Genomic DNA, 12,582 nt, shown 5'->3' with positions numbered 1-12,582 from the left:
TTGGCCTTCAGCGGCATGGGCTTGCCGCGCCGGTACTGGCCGTCGGCGGTGATGACGACCTTGGCCTCGGCGTCGTTGATCCGGGTGCGCAGCGCCTCGGAGGAGAACCCGCCGAAGACCACGCTGTGCATGGCGCCGAGCCGGGCGCAGGCCAGCATCGAGAAGATCGCTTCGGGCAGCATCGGCAGGTAGATCGCGACCCGGTCCCCGGCGCCCACGCCCAGCGCCGCCAGCGCGTTGGCGGTTCGCGAGACCTCGCGCTGCAGCTCGGCGTAGGTGATCTCGCGGGAATCCCCGGGCTCGCCCTCCCAGTAGATCGCGACCCGGTCGCCGTTGCCCGCCTCGACGTGGCGGTCCACGCAGTTGTAGGCCACGTTCAGCTTGCCGCCCACGAACCACTTCGCGAAAGGCGCGTTCGACCAGTCCAGGACCTGGTCCCACTTGGTGTCCCAGGCCAGCCGCTCGGCTTGCTTCGCCCAGAACGCCTCCCGATCGGCCGAGGCTTCTTCGTACAGTGCCGACGTGGCGTTGGCCTGCGCCGCGAATTCCTGGGACGGAGCATGGACCCGTTCTTCGGTGAGCAGATTGTCCAAAGTGCTCTGTGAGTGCTTGCCCACTTCCGACCTCTCGACGCGATCGTGTGACGGCGTGATCGCTTTTTCAGTGTGGCTTTCCCGGATCCGTCAACCGGTTGGATGAACCTACGGCGGTCAACGTTGCGGCGACGTTGCGCCGTTGTTCGATCGGGCGCCGAGCGCGACGGCCACCCGCTCGCCGACAGCGTCGACCGGACCGGACGCGTCGACCCGCACCAGCCTGTCTTTCTCCTGGTAGTTCGCGAGCATCGGTGCGGTCTGCTGCTCGTAGAGCTGCAGACGGCGCCGGATCGCGTCCTCGCAGTCGTCGTCGCGCCGGTGCAGCGGACCGGCGCAGGCGTTGCAGATGCCCTCCGCCCTCGTGGCGTTGAACTCCACGTGCCAGCTTCGCCCACACGTGCCGCAAACGCGTCTGCCATTGAGGCGACGAACGATTTCCTCCGCAGGCACTTGCAGCTCCAGCACTACGTCAACAGTGCGTCCGGAGCTTCGCAACGTGTCGTCGAGGAACTCGGCCTGCTCCCGGTTCCGGGGGAACCCGTCGAGCAGGAAGCCATCGGCGTCGCCCTCACTGAGACGTCTACGCACCATTTCGTTGGTCAGCTCGTTCGGAACCAGGGCACCGCTGTCCAGGTAGGACTTCGCCCGCAGTCCGAGATCCGTGCCCTCGCCGACGTTGCGCCGGAAGATGTCCCCGGTGGAGATGTGTGGAACACCCAGTCGGGCCGAAATCGCTTCCGCCTGCGTTCCCTTGCCGGCGCCCGGCGGGCCGACAAGCACAACGCGGCTCGGCTCGTGTTCAGCTCGCATCCAGTCGTTTCCATTCCTCTTCGGTGAGCAGGCGGGACCGGATGAGGAAGCGGACACCGTCGGGGGCTTCGAGGGAGAATCCGCTGCCCCGGCCGGGCACGAGGTCGATGGTGAGGTGGGTGTGCTTCCAGTACTCGAACTGCGATCTGGACATCCACACCGGTACCGGTTCGCTGTCCACCGCCAGGTCGCCGAGGTGCACGTCGGCTTCGCCGGTGGCGAATTCGCCCGCCGGGTAGCACATGGGTGCGCTGCCGTCGCAGCATCCGCCGGACTGGTGGAACATCACCGGCCCGTGCTGCGCCCGGAGGCGGCGGATCTGCTCCGCCGCCTCAGGGGTCACCGCGACTCGGTCGCTGCCCATCAGAAGAAGCCCAGCGCGTTGTTGGAGTAGCTGACCAGCATGTTCTTGGTCTGCTGGTAGTGGTCCAGCATCATCTTGTGGGTTTCGCGCCCGATGCCGGACTGCTTGTAGCCGCCGAACGCGGCGTGGGCGGGGTAGGCGTGGTAGTTGTTCACCCACACCCGGCCGGCCTGGATGTCGCGGCCGGCGCGGTAGGCGGTGTTGCCGTCGCGGGACCACACCCCGGCGCCGAGGCCGTAGAGGGTGTCGTTGGCGATCTTCATGGCGTCGTCGTAGTCGTCGAAGCTGGTGACGGAGACGACCGGGCCGAAGATCTCCTCCTGGAAGATCCGTTGCTTGTTGTGGCCCGCGAACACCGTCGGCGCCACGTAGTAGCCGCCGGCCAGGTCGCCTTCGAGCTCGACCCGGTGGCCGCCGGTGAGGACCTCCGCGCCTTCCTGCTTGCCGATGTCGATGTAGGACAGGATCTTCTCCAGCTGGTCGTTGCTGGCCTGGGCGCCGATCTGGGTTTCGGTGTCCAGCGGGTTGCCCTGCTTGATGTTCTCGGTTCGGGCCACCGCGTCAGTGAGGAACGCGTCGTAGATGCTGGACTGGATCAGCACCCGTGATGGGCACGTGCACACCTCGCCCTGGTTGAGGGCGAACAGCGCGAACCCTTCCAGAGCCTTGTCGTAGAAGGCGTCGTTGGCGTCGGCGACGTCGGAGAAGAAGATGTTCGGGCTCTTGCCACCGAGCTCGACGGTGACCGGGATGATGTTCTGGCTGGCGTACTGCAGGATGAGCCGGCCGGTGGTGGTCTCGCCGGTGAAGGCGACCTTGCGCACCCGGGAGCTGGAGGCCAGCGGCTTGCCCGCCTCCACGCCGAATCCGTTGACCACGTTGAGGACGCCCGCGGGTAGCAGGTCGGCGATGAGGTCGATCAGCACGTGGATCGATGCCGGTGTCTGCTCGGCGGGCTTGAGCACCAAGCCGTTGCCCGCGGCCAGGGCCGGCGCCAGCTTCCAGGTCGCCATCAGCAGCGGGAAGTTCCACGGGATGATCTGGGCGACGACGCCCAGCGGCTCGTGGAAGTGGTAGGCCACGGTGTCGTCGTCGATCTGTGAGATCGACCCTTCCTGACTGCGCAGCACCCCCGCGAAGTAGCGGAAGTGGTCGATCGCCAGCGGGATGTCGGCCGCCAGCGTCTCGCGGACCGGCTTGCCGTTGTCCCAGCTCTCGGCGACCGCGAGCTTCTCCAGGTTGGCCTCCATGCGATCGGCGATCTTGAGCAGGATCCCCGACCGCTCCGCCACCGACGTGCGGCCCCACGCGGGCGCGGCGCCCTCGGCGGCGTCCAAGGCGCGTTCCACGTCGGCGGCCGTGCCGCGCGCGATCTCGGTGAACACCTGGCCCGTCACCGGCGTGGGGTTCTCGAAGTAACCCCCACCGGCCGGGGCCATGTACTCGCCGCCGATGAAGTGGTCGTAACGCGAACGGAACTCGACCGCCGAACCCGCCGTGCCCGGCGCTGCATGCAGAACCATCTGTTCGCCTCTCGTGTGCTGGTGCGACCCTCCGCGGGCCGTCGGTGACCTGGGCCACTCATGCCTCTGGTGTGGCGAGAAGCTAGGAGTCGCAACGTTGCAGCGACGTTGCAACGGGGCGAACCGGTATCGCGGGAGCACTTGCCCGTAACCTGTGTCACCCCGCACTATGAATCTTTCCGCGACCGGATGTTCCGCGTTCTCGACACTTCTGCGCAGGCGAATGGACACCAGCTACGACACCTCGGTTGATCCGCTCGAGCGGGCCCGACTGCTCGAGCGGGTGCACGCTGCCGTCCTGGCCGGTGACCGGCTCTCGCACGAGCCGCGACCGGTCATCTTCGAGTCCTGGAGGCGTTCGCTGGCGGCCCGGATCGATCCCGATCTCAGGCAACCACCGCTGGCGTTCGACTCCGGCAGGCTCGACGACGTTCGCCAGGCGCACCCGCTGGCGCGTTGGGTGCCGATGCTGCGCCAGACGTTGCTCGACGCGGCCGACAGCACCAGCCACGTCATGATCGTCACCGATGCCGACGGCAACATCCTCTGGCGGCAAGGTGACGCCCAGGTCTGCCGGGACGCCGACCGGGTCCTGCTCGCCGAAGGCACCCGGTGGGCCGAGAGCGCGATCGGCACCAACGCGATGGGCACCACGCTCGCCACCGGTGCTCCCGTCCAGATTCACTCCGCCGAACACCTCGTGCGGACTTACCACTCGTGGACCTGCGCCGCCTGTCCGGTCCGCGATCCGGATACGGGTGCGCTGCTCGGCGCGGTCGACCTCAGCGGACCGCTGCACACGATGCACCCGGCGCTGCTCGCGCTCGTGGTGGCCGGTGCGCGGCTGGTCGAAGGTGAGCTCCGCTGGCGCCTGGCCGCCTCCGACGACCTGTTCCGGGAGCGCAACGCCCACCACCTCACCGAGTCCGGTCGGGATGCGGCACTACTGAGCCCCAGTGGACGGATCGTCGCGAGCACACCCTCGGCGCGGTTCGTGCCGGGGCAGCGGATGGGTCTCGACGACAGCGGAACGGTCCGGTTGGACGACGGTGAGGACGCCGAGGTCGAACCGCTCGACGGCGGCTACCTGCTGCGCGTCGGGCAGCCCCGGTCTCGTCGCCGGCCGCAGTTGTCGTTGAAACTGCTCGGCGACGAGGTTCCAGCGGCCACAGTGGACGGTGTTCGGCATGATCTGAGCCTGCGGCACGCCGAAATCCTCGCGCTGCTGGCGATGAACCCCGGCGGGCTGACTGCGGAGCGGCTCGCGCTGCTGCTGCACGGGGAGCAGGGCAACCCCACCACGGTCCGGGTGGAGATCCACCGCATCCGCAACGCCCTGGGGCAGCACGTGGTGAAGACCAGGCCGTACCGCATCGCGGCGGATGTGGACAGCGACCTGCACGCCCTCCGCGAGACGCTGCGCCATGGCGACGCCGGCGCCGCCGTGGATAGAGCCGGACTGCTGCTGCCGCGCTCGGAGTCCGTCGCGATCCGGGCCGAGCGCGACGAGCTCGTGGCGGCGCTGCGCGGCTGGGTGCTGGGCAGCGGAGACCCTGAACTGCTCTGGCGCTTCGCCAACACCGATGCGGGCCGCGACGATCTGGAGGTGCTGGAAAGCGCACGGGATCTGATGGCGCCGGATGCTCCGCAGCGCAACGTGCTCGAAGCCCGGCTGCGCCTCCTACTCGAAGAAACCGTGTAGCGCACCTGTCCGATCGGACAGGTCGGGGGTGCTCATCCGGGCAGTTCCGAGGTACAGTCCCCGGCTGTAGGTTCACCTGTGGTTTACCCCACAGTAATGCTGCTGGTCTGCTTGCAGCCGGTCTCGCCGCGGGCCGCGCACCGGCCGGACTCGTTCGCGGGCGAGGCTCATCGGTGAGTCGGGAGGGCCACGAGAATGCCGGAGCTGAAAATCGCGTTCGAACATGTGGGCGTGCCGCGCCAATCCAGCCGCGACGATGTCGGCGAACAGCGTCCGGCCCTGGCGAAGTTCCACGCGCCGGAAATCGTGTTCGGCCACGGTTCGCTGGCCGAGCTGGGCCACTCGGCTCGACGCCTCGGCGCGCGCCGTCCCTTCCTGGTCACCGATCCCGGCATCGTGGAGGCGGGATGGGTGCGCGAGGCAGTGGTGCACCTGCGCGAGGTGGGTCTGGAGCCGGTCGTCTGGCACGAGCTGACGCCGAACCCGAAGGACCACGAGGTGCAGGCGGCCTACTGCGAATATGCTCAGGCCGGCGCGGACGTGATCATCGCCGTCGGCGGCGGCTCGTGCATCGACGCGGCCAAGGGCGTGGCGATCGTGTCCGCCAACGGCGGGCACATCCTGAACTACGAGGGCGTCGACCGGGTCGTGAACCCAATCCCGCCGTTGGTCATGGTGCCGTCGACCTCGGGAACCGGGGCGGATGTGTCCCAGTTCTGCGTGGTCACCGACACCACCCACGCGACGAAGGTGACCATCATCAGCAGGACGTTGGTCCCCGAAATCTCGGTCATCGATCCGCGGCTGCTGACGACCATGCCGGACTGGCTGAACGCTGCGACCGGTCTCGACGCGCTCACCCACGCCATGGAGTCCTACGTCTCGCTCGCGCACAACGTGCTGACCGATCAGCATTCGCTGCACGCCGTGCACCTGGTGACCAGGAACCTGCTGCGGACCCTGCTGGATCCGGCCGCCCAGGAGCCGCGCAACGCGATGGCGCAGGGGTCGTTGGCGGCGGGGATGGCGTTCACCAATGCGATCCTCGGCGCCACCCACGCCATGAGCCACCAGGTCGGCGGGCTGCTCGACGCGCCGCACGGCGTGATCAACGGGGTCCTGCTGCCGCACGTGATCCGGTTCAACGCGGAACAGAGTCCGACTCGCTACGTGCCGCTGGCCGCCGCTGCGGGCATCGACACCGACCGCGTACCCGCGGCCGAGGTTGCCGAGGTGCTGGCCGATCGGGTCCGCGAGCTGGCCGACTCGGTGGGCGTTCCGCGGGGTTTGTCCTGCCTCGGGGTCGGCGAGCACAACGTCGCGCACCTGGCCAGGACGACGATGAAGGACGCGTGCCTGGCGACCAATCCCCGCCAGGTCACCCAGGAGGAGATCGAGTCGTTGTTCCGAAAGGCCATGTGAGGTCGAAGGTGTCCGGTGGTGGCCGCGTCCGCGCGGGGGAGACGACGCTCGGTGAGCTCACCGGGGTGCGATCGAGCAAGCGGTCGTTCTACCCCGAGTACCGGCGCTCGAACGAGCGGCTGGCCGTGGCCGTGCAGGCGCTCGACGAGATCTCCCGCGCCGTGGTGCGCTCGGCGGAGGGGCCGAGGGCGCTGGTGGAGGCGGTCGTCGTGGCCGCCGTTGAGCACTTGCAAGCCGAGTGGGTGCTGCTGGGCGTCGCCGATGGGGCGTTGCGGGGGATACGTCCGGGTTTCCTGTTCGCCCGTGACGGCGAGCTGATCGACCAGGAGCACGAGCTGCCCGCCGAGGTCCGCGAGCAGCTCGAAGTGATCCGCAAGCGGCCGTGGGAGCTCGAACCGGGTGAGGCCGGGCCGGGCTGGGTGCGCGCGCCGATGCTGCTCGACGAGGAGCCGGTCGGCGGCGTCGTGGGTCGGCCCGGTGCGGGAGTGGAAGTCACCGGGACCGACCTCGCGGTCCTGCGGGTGCTGGCCAATCAGGCCGCGGTGGCGCTGTACAACTCCTACCTGTTCCACACCGCGGCCCAGTTGAAGGGGCGCGCCGAGCAGTTGAACGAGGAAGCTTCCCGGCAGGCCAAGGACCTCGTCGAGCGCAACGCCGAACTGCAGGAGGTCCAGCGCAGGCTGACCGAGGCGATGCAGCGGCAGGTCATCGACGAGGAACGGCACCGCATAGCGCGGGAGCTGCACGACAGCGTGACCCAGGCCGTGCTCAGCGCCGGAATGACCGTGGAGGTGTGCCGGTCGGAGCTGGCGGCGATGGGCGCCGACGCGCGGCAGGTCGCCGAGCGGCTCATGGCGGCCAAGGACCTGACCCGGCAGGCGGTCTCCCAGCTGCGGTCGGCGATCTACGCGCTGCACCGGGGCGCCGACGAAGGCCCCGGCTCGCTGCCGGTGCTGCTGGAACGGCTGTCCAACGTGCACCTGCCGACCTCCGTCGACGTCGCGGTCCGGATCGAGGGCAAGCCGGTGCCGCTGCCCGGCGAGGCCGAGCACTCGCTGCTGCGGCTGACCGGCGAGGCCCTGTTCAACACCGCGACCCACTCGGGCGCGGACCGCGCATCAGTGCACCTGAAGTACGAGACGGACCGCATCGTGCTGTCGATCGCCGACGACGGCACCGGGGATCCTGCGCAGCTGCGGCGAACTCTGCGGGCGGCGCGCACCAATGACCTCAACGGGCACCACCGGGGGCTGGCGAACATGGCCGCAAGAGCCGAAGAACTCGGCGGTGAGCTCAACATCGGCAGGGCGAAGATGGGCGGGGTGCTCATCAGGCTGGAAGTGCCGATGCCGGTGGCGGAAGGGGACACCGATGTCTGAGGAAGCCAGGTGGGCGGCCGGGGGCGCGGTGAGCGCACCGCCGGGTCCGGTCCGGATCGTGATCGTCGACGACCACTCCATCGTCCGGCAGGGGCTGCGGTCGCTGCTCGAACGGGAACAGGACCTCGAAGTGGCCGGGGAGGCCTCCACCGCGGCGGAGGCGGTCGCGGTGGTCGGCCGGACGCGGCCCGCAGTGGTGCTGCTGGACCTAAAGCTGTCCTCGGGTGAGGACACCGAGGGCCTGGCCCTGTGCGAGCGGTTGACCGGGGAGCACGAGGGTCTCGGGGTCCTGGTGCTGACGACGTTCCTGGACGAGAAGCTCGTCGTCGACGCCGTGCACCGCGGTGCCCGTGGTTACGTGGTCAAGGACGTCGACACCACCGAGCTGGTCCGGGCGATCCGCGCGGTGGCCCGCAAGGAGAGCGCGTTCGACTCGCGCTCGGCCGCGGCGATGGTGCACTCGATGAACAACCGCTCCACCGCACCGGAACTGACCGAACGCGAGCTGGGTGTGCTCCGGCTGATGGCCACCGGGTCGAGCAACCGGCACGTCGGCGGCCAGCTCTACATCTCCGAGACGACGGTGAAGTTCCACGTGCGCAACATCATGCGCAAGCTCGATGTCTCCACCCGCGCGGAAGCCGTCTACGAAGCAAGCAAGCGCGGGCTCATCTGAGCGTGGATCTCGACCTGTTGCCGTGTCGATCACGATGTGGTGCCACGACCACCAGCAACGGCCCTTCCCCACAGTGCTCAAGGACCGACACGCCCATCAGGCGGAGTCGATGACGAGCCAGCCGCCGTGGTGCTCGTCGACCTCGTAGGGCAGTCCGGTGCCGGTCCCCAGCCGGTGCAGCTCGGCGATGTCGAAGGTGCGCAGGTGCCCGTAGGCGGCCGTCGGTTCGGCTTCGAATGGGACCGCGACGACGACTCGTCGCCGCGCCAACCGGATCGCCTCGGCGAGGACGGCCTCGCCGTGCTCGGGGTCGAGATGCTCCAGCAGGTGTATGACCGTCACCGTGTCGACGGCCTGGTCCGGCAGCGGCACTCGTGCGCCGTCGCAGACCAGCGCGCCCAGCGGTAGGCCCAGCTCGCGGGCGATGGTGCGCAGCAATGTGACGGTGCCGTTGGCGATGTCGGAGGCGACGACCGCGGTGCCGGGCCGCTCGGCCAGCAGCAGGGCCAGGAATCCGAAGCAGGAGCCCACGTCGAGGACCCGGCCCGGCGGTACCAGCTCCAGCACCCGCGAGTAGACCGGCACCATCGCCGAGATCGACGAGTGCGGCGCGCCGCCGGCGTCCCTGGGGAGCCGGATCCGGGCGAGGGTGTTGCGGTAGAAGGTGGACCAGGCGTCGACCGAATCATCCACAGTGGATCTGACGATGCCGGTGAAGACTCGTTCGAAGACCTCCGCCCCGGTCAGCCAGCCCGGCGCGAACAGCTCGTCGGCCAGCTTGCCCGCCACGTCGTTGTCCAGCTCGTGCGGCTCGAGGCGGTGGCTGACCAGCACCCGGTGGCCGTCGCGGTGCAGGCCGAAGTGCCGGGTGCGGGTGATCGGGATCCGGTCCGGCGTCGGGTCGTGCCGCTCGTGCACCACGACCACCGCCTCGTCGCGGTAGCAGCCGGGACTGCTGCGGGCCAGCGGATCGATCGTGGCGCTGCCGGAGAACTGCCCCGCGTCACTCATCGCCCCACCGCCTCCGAGGACATCGCATCCGATGTGCGGGCCAGGCCGGCCAGATCGCGCACCACTTCGACGCGGTCGCAGTGCTCGGCGTAGCGCGGTAGATCGCACCGGCCCAGCCCCCACGAGTAGCGGGGTTCCGGGGTGAGCCAAATGGTTTCCCGCACCCGCCGCGCCATCTCCGCGAAGGCCGCCACGTCGGGATCGTTGCCGTTGCCCCGGCCGTCGCCGAGCACCAGCAAGGTCGTCCGTCGGGTCAGGGATGAGCCGTGCTCGTCGAGGAACTCCCGCAGCGCGCCGCCGTAGTCGGAGTTGGCGTCGACGTCGAGGACCCCGCCCGCCGGCAGCCCGTCGAAGACCAGCCCGAGCGCCTTCTCCAGCGGATGTTGCTCGAACAGGTCGGTGATCTCGACTATGTCTGCGACGAAGGCGAACGTGCGCACCCGGCTGAACAGCGATTGGAGGCCGTGCACGAGATGCAGCGTGAAGCGGGCGGTGCTGCGCACCGACAGCGACACGTCGGCCAGCACCACCAGTCGCGGCTTGTCCTCGCCGCGCTTGGTGGTGACCGGCCGGAACGGAACGGCGTCGTAGCGCATGTTCCGGCGCATCGTCCGTCCGGAGTGGACCCTGCCGTGCGGGCTGGTTACCTGCTTGCTGGTGCGCGCCCCGCGCAGACTCCGGGCCAGCCTGCGCAGCGAGTCTTCCAGCTCCTGGCGCTCCCGCTCGTCGATCCGGTCGGTGACGCCTGCGGGCGAGACCGACTCGACCGACCGGTGTTCCATTTCGGTGAGCTTGCGCAGGTGTTCCTTCAGGAGCGCGGGCAGGTCCTCGAGCACCCCGGACAGCGGCTTGCGCGGCAGTTGTAGGTCGGAGTCGGCATCCGCCAGCCAGTCCAGCAGGAGCCGTTCCTCGGCGATGGTCAGATCGGTGTCGATCCGGTGCCCGGTCTGCTGGGACAACTGCCCGGGCGTGCCCGCGTTGTGCAGCCGGGTGGTCTCGAGCTGCACGCCGGCGCTGTCGCCGCGCCCCGGCGAGGACTGGTCGCGGGAGAGGACTATCTCGTCGGTGATCGACGCGAGATCGATCTTGTTGGCCTCTTGGTGCAGGTTGTACTGCTGGGCCAGGTCCTCCGGGTCGAAGAAGTCCCGCAGGTCCTTCGGGGCGTCGTGGCTGTGGCCCTCCTGCGGTGTGCTGGAGGGCTCCTCGGAGGCGGTGAAGCGTTCGAGTTCACCGGTGTCGGACAGGTCGTCGTGGGTGTGGTCAGGCCCGTCGCCGTCGGTGGATTCGACCACCCGCCGCAGGTGGAAGAAGGCGTCGAAGACGTCGTCGAACACCTCGTCGTCCCGGCGGTCCTTGATCAGCGCTATCCGCAGCGCGTCGCGCAGCACGGACCTGGACGACAGCACGCCGGGCTGCGACGCGCACCGCATGGCGTCGGTCGCCTCAGCCCCTGACACCCGCACCCCGTGCAGGCGCAGCAGGCGGACGAAGCGGTGCAAGCTCGTTTCCATACCGTCCCCTTGTGCCTCGTCAAGTAATGTTGATCTCGATATCGGCTCGTCGGATCGTTGCGTTGATCGCGGAGCCCCGGTTGGGGCGAGAGCGCCGGGCAGTCATCGAATGGTGGGGTTGTGTGTTATGCGTTTCGGGGGTTCTTTTTGCGGGCGTACATGTCTTGATCAGCTAGGTGCAGGAGTTCTTTTGGTTCAGCGGTGGGGTCTTGGGTTACGGCGATCCCGACGCTGGCCTTCAGGTTGACCTGGTGTCCGGCTGCGGTGGTCTTGGTGTTGAGGAGTTCTGCGATGCGGTCCCGTAGCGTTTCGGCTGTGGGGATGTCGTCGACGAGGCTGGCGACGACGAACTCGTCGCCGCCGAGTCGTGCCACCGTGGCACTGGGGTCCACGCCTCCCAGCAGTTGGTGGGCGGCTGCGGTCAGGAGATGGTCGCCGGCGAGGTGGCCGTAGCGGTCGTTGACTTGTTTGAGCTGGTCGAGGTCGGCGACGAGTACGGCCAGAACGCCGCTGCTACCGGCTAGTGCGGCGAGGTCGTGGTGTAGGCGGTCGGCGAGTAAGGCGCGGTTGGCCAGTCCGGTCAGCGGGTCGTGCAATGCGAGGTGGGCGAGGTGGGTATCGGTCATGCGTCCGTTGCCGATCGCCTCGTAGTGGCTGACGAGGAAGGACGGCCGGCCGTCCGGGCCGGTGACGACGCTGGATCGGATCAATACCGTGATTGGGTGTCCGTCCTTGTGCCGGTAGCGTTTTTCCGTGCTGACGGTCTTTGTGCGGCCCGCACGCAGATCGGCGAGGGCGGTGTCGCCCTGCTCTTCATCGCCAGGGTAGGTCAGGTCGGAAAAGTGCATTGCGAGAATTTCATCGCGACGGTAACCCAGCAGGTCGCATAATGTGTCGTTCACCGATGTCCAATACCCCTGCAGATCCAGCAGGGCCATCCCGATCGGCGCCGTGGCGAAGCACTGGTCCCACAGGGTTTCGCAGTTGTGGCGGGTGGTGACGTCCTCTGCCTGCAACAGGATGGAGCACGGGCGGCTGACGGTATCGTTGATGACCGAACCTGAGAGCCGCACCCAGATCGTCTGGCCGTCGGGCTTGTGGTACCACGTTTCCGCCACAGCGTGTCCGCGCGCGAGGGTGTCCCCGACAACGGCGTTCTGCAGGACCGCGTGGCCTGGACACAAGGTGTCGTGCGGGCGCGGCTGCAGTAGGTCTGCGGCTCCGCGGCCCAGTAGATTGCAGAGCGCCGGGTTGACGTACTGGGGGCTGCCCTGCACATCCAGCACCGCGGTGGGCACGGGCGCCTGATCGAAAACCGCATGCCACTCCACACCTCCCGCCCTGTCCGGCGTCGTCGGAACAGGTGCGCCTGCCCGGGCTGCCGGTAAATCGGGCAAGGTGGGGCCGTGCGCTGCGCATTGAGCCTGCGCGGTGTCATCCCAGCGGCTCTTTTCAAGCGCAAAATTCATCAAGTCTCCGGCAAGCCTGACGTGATAGTCGAACTCACGTGGCGAATGCATGGTCGGAAACTCCGTCGGGATATGAGGCGTATGACGAGGTCGGAGAATTCACGACGTTGTCCGAGGAA

11 protein-coding genes are annotated in these 12,582 nt (G+C 68.4%); 4 read left to right on the top strand and 7 right to left on the bottom strand.

Annotation, left to right across the window (positions count from 1 at the left end; translation table 11 throughout):
* The 4 genes from ACWEV3_RS18330 to adh all read right to left on the bottom strand — a co-directional run.
* A partial coding sequence (locus ACWEV3_RS18330) for an AMP-binding protein (RefSeq protein WP_452615009.1) occupies nt 1–617 on the bottom strand: 617 nt, incomplete at its 3' end.
* A gap of 93 nt (nt 618–710) precedes the next feature.
* On the bottom strand, nt 711–1,406 hold the full coding sequence (locus tag ACWEV3_RS18325) for an adenylate kinase (RefSeq protein WP_452615017.1): 696 nt from the start codon (nt 1,404–1,406) through the stop codon (nt 711–713).
* Nucleotides 1,396–1,770 carry a DUF779 domain-containing protein gene (locus ACWEV3_RS18320; RefSeq protein ID WP_452615008.1) on the bottom strand — a complete coding sequence of 125 codons (375 nt, stop codon included), beginning with the start codon at nt 1,768–1,770 and terminating at the stop codon, nt 1,396–1,398. The genes ACWEV3_RS18325 and ACWEV3_RS18320 overlap by 11 nt, the downstream gene beginning before the upstream one ends.
* Nucleotides 1,770–3,293, bottom strand: coding sequence for an aldehyde dehydrogenase (gene adh / locus ACWEV3_RS18315; RefSeq protein ID WP_452615007.1), 1,524 nt, complete (start codon nt 3,291–3,293; stop codon nt 1,770–1,772). The genes ACWEV3_RS18320 and adh overlap by 1 nt, the downstream gene beginning before the upstream one ends.
* Before the next feature lie 223 nt (nt 3,294–3,516).
* On the opposite strand from adh, the gene ACWEV3_RS18310 reads away from it, so the two are divergent.
* The 4 genes from ACWEV3_RS18310 (at nt 3,517) to ACWEV3_RS18295 (ending at nt 8,472) form a co-directional block, all read left to right on the top strand.
* A complete protein-coding gene (locus tag ACWEV3_RS18310; protein WP_452615006.1) occupies nt 3,517–4,995 on the top strand; it encodes a GAF domain-containing protein in 1,479 nt (492 codons plus the stop codon).
* Between the two features lie 195 nt (nt 4,996–5,190).
* Nucleotides 5,191–6,417 carry an iron-containing alcohol dehydrogenase gene (locus ACWEV3_RS18305; protein ID WP_452615005.1) on the top strand — a complete coding sequence of 409 codons (1,227 nt, stop codon included), beginning with the start codon at nt 5,191–5,193 and terminating at the stop codon, nt 6,415–6,417.
* A gap of 8 nt (nt 6,418–6,425) precedes the next feature.
* Complete coding sequence (locus ACWEV3_RS18300) at nt 6,426–7,796, top strand: MadS family sensor histidine kinase (RefSeq protein WP_452615004.1); 1,371 nt, start codon at nt 6,426–6,428, stop codon at nt 7,794–7,796.
* Entirely contained in the window at nt 7,789–8,472 is a 684-nt protein-coding gene (locus ACWEV3_RS18295) for a MadR family response regulator transcription factor (protein WP_452615003.1), read from the top strand. Before ACWEV3_RS18300 ends, ACWEV3_RS18295 begins: the two co-directional genes overlap by 8 nt.
* 96 nt (nt 8,473–8,568) lie before the next feature.
* Here ACWEV3_RS18295 and mftM read toward each other — a convergent pair whose 3' ends face one another.
* From mftM to ACWEV3_RS18280, 3 genes are all read right to left on the bottom strand, one after another.
* The gene (gene mftM / locus ACWEV3_RS18290; RefSeq protein ID WP_452615002.1) at nt 8,569–9,483 is read right to left on the bottom strand and encodes a mycofactocin oligosaccharide methyltransferase MftM; all 915 of its coding nucleotides are present in this window, start codon (nt 9,481–9,483) and stop codon (nt 8,569–8,571) included.
* The gene (locus ACWEV3_RS18285; protein ID WP_452615001.1) at nt 9,480–10,994 is read right to left on the bottom strand and encodes a VWA domain-containing protein; all 1,515 of its coding nucleotides are present in this window, start codon (nt 10,992–10,994) and stop codon (nt 9,480–9,482) included. Before ACWEV3_RS18285 ends, mftM begins: the two co-directional genes overlap by 4 nt.
* A 125-nt stretch (nt 10,995–11,119) precedes the next feature.
* Nucleotides 11,120–12,514, bottom strand: coding sequence for a diguanylate cyclase domain-containing protein (locus ACWEV3_RS18280; RefSeq protein WP_452615000.1), 1,395 nt, complete (start codon nt 12,512–12,514; stop codon nt 11,120–11,122).
* Nucleotides 12,515–12,582: the final 68 nt, after the last annotated feature.

It is taken from the genome of Saccharopolyspora sp. NPDC003752, from assembly GCF_053605825.1.
Note: the sequence above shows the minus strand (reverse complement) of the source record. Positions and strands in the feature narration are given on the sequence as shown.